A 4,795-nucleotide genomic window follows, 5' to 3' on the forward strand; every position below is an offset into this window, starting at 1 on the left:
CAAATTAAAACAGCTTAATCAAAAGATTAAAGCTGAAAAAAATAAAATTGAACAAAATCTCGGTAAGCAAATCATTAGATCAGCCAATTTGGATTATGGGACACTTACCACTCCACAGATTAAAATGATCGCTAAAAAAGTTGCCGCCTTTTTAAATCAAGCTCAAAATAACCGATAATAGTTAGGTGGTAATGACTATGCCTAATCAATATGAAAAACTAATTGAACAACAAATGCGTTTAAAGCAAAAAATTGAGCGGGAAGATTTTAAATTACGGCAATCTAAATACTATGAAAATCGCCAAGCCCGCAAAGCCCGTTCTCGCCGATTAATTCAAAAAGGGGCTTTGCTCGAAAAATACTTTCAAGCTGATAACCTTTCGGTCGAACAAACCGAAGAGCTTTTAAAAACATTTGCCGATTACGTTAATGTCCATAAACCAAATAAACTCAAAAACGATCAGCCTAATAACTAGGCCGATCGTTTTTATTTTCTGAATCATTCATGGGATTTCTAATTTTTAAAATCTGGATTATTTTTAACAAAGTCATTTAGTTGTTTCTGTATAGATGATTCAAAGGTAATTTTGGGATTTATCCAAGGAAAGTTACGCAAATTATTTTTGATCACTTGGTCATGTTCTCGTCTGTAAACTGACACAAATTGTTGGCTATTATCGTAGATCACGACATTATCAGCTTTGAATGCGACTGCTACTAAATTATGATTTGATTGATTATATCGCTTTTTAACAACTTCATCTGGTACCCCGTGCCCACCTTTTTTGATCCGTTCATGAACTCGATTAATTGTTACTTTTTCGTTTTTTAACGCCACGTATAAAAGCGTGACCTCAAAACCATTTTGGTGAGCCCGCTCGATTAAATTTAATTGTGCCTTTCATTGGCCAGCTAAGGTTGTTTCAACATAAATACTCTGCCCGGTATCTAAAGCCGCGTGAAGTTGTTTTATTTCTTCGCGCATTGCCCTAAAGTTATCACGATCTTTATACCAATCGCCACCCATTTTTTGTAGGATTTCATCGGCATTTAATCGTTTGGAGTGAGTAAGTAATTCGGGTCTCGCGCGATATAAAGTGCTTTTACCAGCGCCGTTTATCCCAGCCACGATGATGTATCTCTTTAGCTCACTCATGTTAAATCACGAAATGCTTTTCGTTGATAATTTGTTCTTGGCGTTTATCTAAGAGGTAAGTGTGTAGCGCGTCAAACAACTTGCGTTTATCAGGATCTGGATTATGGGCTGCTTGTTCCCAAATTTCTTGAATATCGACTGCCCAGGGGTCAGCCAACAATTGCTCAATTTTTTCGACTTCTTTGCTTTGTTTTGGTCATTTAAAAAGCTCCTTTCCCATCTTTCTAGTTCAGCTATCACCTATTCAGCCACTCAAGGCGTCTATTTTTACTTCTAAGCGATTTTAAAGCAGTTCTAATATAATTATGCACTGTAACACTTAAAACGGCTTAAATAAGCCCATATGACGTTTAATTCCATGAACGCTTATTGTCAGCGTTCTGTTCTTCGGGGTGTTTGGCCGCATATTCTCTAGCCGCTTGTTTATTCCACCAAACGCCAAATAGGTTTTGCATGGTGCCGTACAAGTAGTTTTCCACGTTCTTGATATGCTTCTCATTGCTTCTCAGGGCGTTAAAGTAGCGTCTCAAGGCTTTAGTCATCAAAGGTTTAAGTTCTTCGTCGTCAAGCGGGATTAGAACCCCAATATCTTGATGATCCTTTTCAACTCGGTACTTAGCATTTAAGATAATGCCAATAAACCGGCGCATTTGTTGTGGGGTTCGGCACCAAAAGCTAAGTAGTTGCACAGCTTCGGGTTCTAAGAAAACTGGTAACCCACTATCTTCATCAGTTAAGAAGTCATTAGCATGGTTCACGAGATCATGGTTTTGCTTTTCTAGTTCTGCTGGTGAGAAATGAGCTGTGGAAAAGTCCAACTTTTGAGTATCTATATTATATCTAGTAGTATCTATTTTTTTAGTATAGTCTAGATTCACCTGCATTTTGTCCTGTCCGCTCGTGGCAAGGGTTTCAACGTTTTTTTGTCGGGCTGTCACTTTGTCCTGTCCGCTCGTAGCAAGGGTTTCAGCCATCTCAATATTTTTTTGTCGGGCTGTCATTTTGTCCTGTCCGCTCGTAGCAAGGGTTTTAGCCGTCGTTTCGTTAAAACCATGTTTAGCATAAACATCTTTAGCGGTTACTTCTAAGTCTGATAAATATAGCCTGTTGGGTAAGTTCTTTTTCTTTTTCGGGTCAAATCCCATTTTTACTTGATACAATAAACTAGCTTCTTCCAATTCTCGTTTTACTCTTCCAATTTTTCGATCATTCCAACCAAAAATTTGATTAAGTTCTCGATTAGTAAAAATGAAATATACGCGTCCTTTTTCGTCGATCCAATTATTGTTTAAGGAATAGTCTAAACGATCACGTAATATCATATATCCTAATTTTGCACTGTCACTTAATTCTTTATATTCTTCACCGTAGAGCAAAACTTGTGGGAATTGAAAAAATCTCGTTCCATAAGCTTTTTTAGATTGAATAAAATTGAAATTTGTTTGATCCATTATCAAAACTTCCTTTCTTGACTGACACACGCTATCTCAAAAGAGAGTTGCTAAAACATTTGATTTGCTTTAAAATACAAATCTGATATGCTCTAAATGAATTACAAAGCTTTCATTGGTCTGGCGGCTTTGTAATTCATCAGCATGTGTCTGTTTGTGAGTTGCCCAGTCGGCAACTTTTTTAAGTTCTAACAACAAAAAATGGACTAAATAGCTCTGGTTAGCTACTTAGTCCATTGACTTTAACTTGTTTTTAACTATCCTTAACTTGTCCTTTGGGACTGGTTTGCGGTATAATTAACCTACAAATTAAGAACAATGTTCAGTCGATTTTTACTTGGCGGTCTAAATCGACTGAATCTAAGCAGCTATACGACAGCTACTTGCTAAGCCTAAAATCCCTGATTCCTCATGAATCGGGGATTTTTTCTGCCTAGCTCGCTCTATTATTCGGTTGTTAAATTACTTTAAATTTAGAATAGTGTTGTGTTCTCTAGCTGCAACTTTATTTAGGCTACGTTTCTTTAGGATGAAACCAATACGCGATAGAAGATATCATTAAACACTCCTGGATGGTTAAGTAAGTATCTATCGAAAACATTTAAAATCAAGAGAAGAAATAAGTGATGAATTACATAAGGCGGGCTTGGGTGTCCTTTCAGTTGTATTGAAAACTTAGTACTATCATGGACATGGTGTGCTAAATGAGTTATGCAAGTATAAGAACCGTATGTCTGAATTTAAAGCTTTTTTCCCCCCGATAATTTTTAATTGGGTTTTTTCTTATTATGTTTAAAGTGTAATCTTTTCCTTTAAAAAAAACAACAAAAAAAGGAAAAATATACTTTTGACAAACACTGATATAATCGGTATATTTAATATAGTCAATATACTAAATATATCAAATGTATTGACTATATTAAATATATTTGGAGGAAAATGATGGGGAAAATTATTGTTCTAACTAACTTAAAGGGTGGCGTTGGAAAAACAACCGATACTGATATGATGGCGATTGTTGCTGCCAAAAAATCATTATTCAATAAAAAAGTCTTATTAATTGATGTTGATTTACAAGCAAATACAACATCAAATATGACTCGAACATTTGGAACAGTTGAATATCCTCAGTCATTTACAAAGGCCGTACAAAGTGGAACCTTAAACCAAGCTATATACCACTTAACAGATAATCTCGATCTTATCCCTGGTTCCCAAGGGACACATGACCTTAATGAATGGATTTTAGATAATTCGAAAACTAAGCGTTCGCGCTACATGTTTCTAAAAAAAATGATTGATGAAATTAAAAATAATTATGACTATATCTTTTTTGATGTTGCACCTTCAACAGATAATTCTGTAGATGCGATAACAATGACATCAGATTACATCGTAGCTGTGCAAGAGGTAAAAAGATTCAGTATGGATGGAACTAGCATGTTAATTGATACCTATCTACAACCAATGCTGAATGCATTTCCAGATGATGCACATTTTCAAGTTGCTGGAATTTTACCAACTATGTTTCAAACCAAACGCAAAAATCAATTAGAAAATTATCAAAAGACTGTGGATGTTTATGGAAAAGACAATGTGTTTTCTACAATTATAAAGAGGCATGATCGCCTAGAAGGATTTGGGGAACAAGGAATTTCGCTGAACGATTATGAGGATCGTCGAATGTTTGCTTTATTCGCTGACTTATTTACAGAACTTGAAAAAAGAATTGCTTCATTTGAAAAATATGGTGACATTGTTGATTTCTCTTATACTCAAAAATATTATGATCCTCTAACCAATAAAACACTCCCATTAGGAAAGGAGATTACTCCAAATGGCTCTATTGAATAATCCAAAAAACAACAAAAAGCCGAGTGCCAAAGATATCAAAATTGATGACGACGTAAAAATTAGTTACGGTGATAAAGCATATAAAGCGCGAGATCGAAAGCCTGTACAGGTAGATCCGCCAGTACTCAGAATGATAAGAAGTATTTCATATGCCAAAGACATACCAATGTATGACGTAGTTAAAGTAGCAATGCAGGCATATTTGAACACGTTAAGTGAAAATGAACGTTTACTGTATGACAGAAGGAATCGGAAAGTATATTAAATATATTTAATATACTTAATATACAAAATATATTTGAGTGCAATAAGCAGCATAGTGTACAAGATATTT

At 35.3% G+C, this 4,795-nt stretch carries 5 protein-coding genes and 1 pseudogene; 3 read left to right on the forward strand and 3 right to left on the reverse strand.

What is annotated here, in order from left to right; translation table 11 throughout:
- The first annotated feature begins 197 nt into the window (after positions 1-197).
- Positions 198-476 (forward strand): hypothetical protein, encoded by a 279-nt coding sequence (locus tag LKE01_RS11365; protein ID WP_056981146.1) that lies wholly within the window; start codon positions 198-200, stop codon positions 474-476.
- Here the strand turns inward: LKE01_RS11365 and LKE01_RS12370 are convergent.
- The 3 genes and pseudogenes from LKE01_RS12370 to LKE01_RS11380 all read right to left on the reverse strand — a co-directional run bounded on the left by LKE01_RS12370 (position 466) and on the right by LKE01_RS11380 (position 2,607).
- A pseudogene (locus tag LKE01_RS12370) lies at positions 466-1,156 on the reverse strand (ATPase). The gene LKE01_RS11365 and the pseudogene LKE01_RS12370 sit on opposite strands and share 11 nt — an antisense overlap.
- Position 1,157: 1 nt before the next feature.
- Entirely contained in the window at positions 1,158-1,313 is a 156-nt protein-coding gene (locus tag LKE01_RS11375) for a hypothetical protein (RefSeq protein WP_162259776.1), read from the reverse strand.
- Positions 1,314-1,506: 193 nt separating this feature from the next.
- Positions 1,507-2,607: a replication initiator protein A gene (locus tag LKE01_RS11380; RefSeq protein ID WP_056981144.1), complete on the reverse strand. Its 1,101-nt coding sequence runs from the start codon at positions 2,605-2,607 to the stop codon at positions 1,507-1,509.
- Positions 2,608-3,549: 942 nt separating this feature from the next.
- Here LKE01_RS11380 and prgP point away from each other — a divergent pair.
- Both prgP and prgO read left to right on the forward strand, forming a co-directional pair.
- Complete coding sequence (gene prgP / locus LKE01_RS11385) at positions 3,550-4,461, forward strand: ParA superfamily DNA segregation protein PrgP (protein ID WP_082619689.1); 912 nt, start codon at positions 3,550-3,552, stop codon at positions 4,459-4,461.
- Positions 4,445-4,726, forward strand: coding sequence for a DNA segregation protein PrgO (gene prgO / locus LKE01_RS11390; RefSeq protein ID WP_056981140.1), 282 nt, complete (start codon positions 4,445-4,447; stop codon positions 4,724-4,726). The genes prgP and prgO overlap by 17 nt, the downstream gene beginning before the upstream one ends.
- The last annotated feature ends 69 nt before the right edge of the window (positions 4,727-4,795 follow it).

This window comes from Lentilactobacillus kefiri (assembly GCF_007989105.1).
Taxonomy (GTDB): domain Bacteria; phylum Bacillota; class Bacilli; order Lactobacillales; family Lactobacillaceae; genus Lentilactobacillus; species Lentilactobacillus kefiri.

Excerpts from the sequence above, each read along its gene's own strand:
- prgP (WP_082619689.1), top strand. The coding sequence starts at position 3,550 with ATGGGGAAAATTATTGTTCTAACTAACTTAAAGGGTGGCGTTGGAAAA.
- LKE01_RS11365 (WP_056981146.1), top strand. The coding sequence starts at position 198 with ATGCCTAATCAATATGAAAAACTAATTGAACAACAAATGCGTTTAAAG.
- prgO (WP_056981140.1), top strand. The coding sequence starts at position 4,445 with ATGGCTCTATTGAATAATCCAAAAAACAACAAAAAGCCGAGTGCCAAA.
- LKE01_RS11380 (WP_056981144.1), bottom strand. The coding sequence starts at position 2,607 with ATGGATCAAACAAATTTCAATTTTATTCAATCTAAAAAAGCTTATGGA.